The organism is Bradyrhizobium sp. WYCCWR 13022 (assembly GCF_030435535.1).
Classification (GTDB): Bacteria; Pseudomonadota; Alphaproteobacteria; order Rhizobiales; family Xanthobacteraceae; genus Bradyrhizobium.
The window spans coordinates 1-802 of record NZ_JAUIZJ010000049.1; the positions used below are offsets into that span (position 1 = coordinate 1).

1 protein-coding gene is annotated in these 802 nt (G+C 70.1%); it reads right to left on the minus strand.

What is annotated here, in order from left to right; translation table 11 throughout:
- Window positions 1-802, minus strand: an 802-nt coding sequence (locus tag QY049_RS38850; protein ID WP_301270730.1) for a DUF1522 domain-containing protein, incomplete at both ends; no start/stop codon positions are given.

The following is an 802-nucleotide window of genomic DNA, read 5'->3' on the forward strand; positions in this document are numbered from 1 at the left end:
CGCTCGCAACCGCCGGAGCGTTGGTCGAGCCCGGGACCGGCGCGTTCTTGAAGGTGATGACATGGCCATCGACGTTCAGCGTCGAACCGTCCGAGATCAGCGCGCCCAGCGAGGACGAGCTGGTCGTGCGGGTCGCGGTGACCGTCGCATTGCCGGCACCCGTGGCGGTGGTCAGACCGAGCTCTTTCAGGAAGTCGGCATTACCCGTCACGGACAGATCCGCACCGGTCGAGCTCTTCAGCGTCACGACACCCGCGGCCGCAGACGACGCCGTCGCACCGGAGGCGACACCGATGGTCGCGGCACCGCTGGAGATCGTCGAGGTCTTCACGCCGCTGGCAAGGTCGATCGCGGTCAGCACGTCGCCGACCGTCGCGCCCGGCGCCGCGTTGGTGCCGAGATAGACGGTGGTGTTGCCGCTGCCGTCGGTGACGAGGTTGCCGCTCACGCCCGAGCCGCTCGGAACGGCGGTCGAAGCCGGAGCTGCGCCGGCACGGAAGGTGATGGTCTTGCCGTTCACCGTCAGCGTGTCGCCGTCGGCGGGAGCCGTGGTGAGCTTGCTGGCCGCAGTGGTGCCGAGCAGCGTGATCGCACCGGTCAGGGCCGTCGAGCCGTCGGATGCGTACACCGTACCGGTGCCCGAGACCGATGCCTGGGCCGCGCCGAGGGTCGTGGTGCCGCTTGCAGCCGTCGTGCCGCCGGCGGTGCCGTTGTACAGCACGTTGCTCAGCGCGGTCGCGCTGGCAAAGGAGGTCGTGCCACGCAGGTCGGCCGCCGTCGCACCGGAGATCGTGGTGGAGAC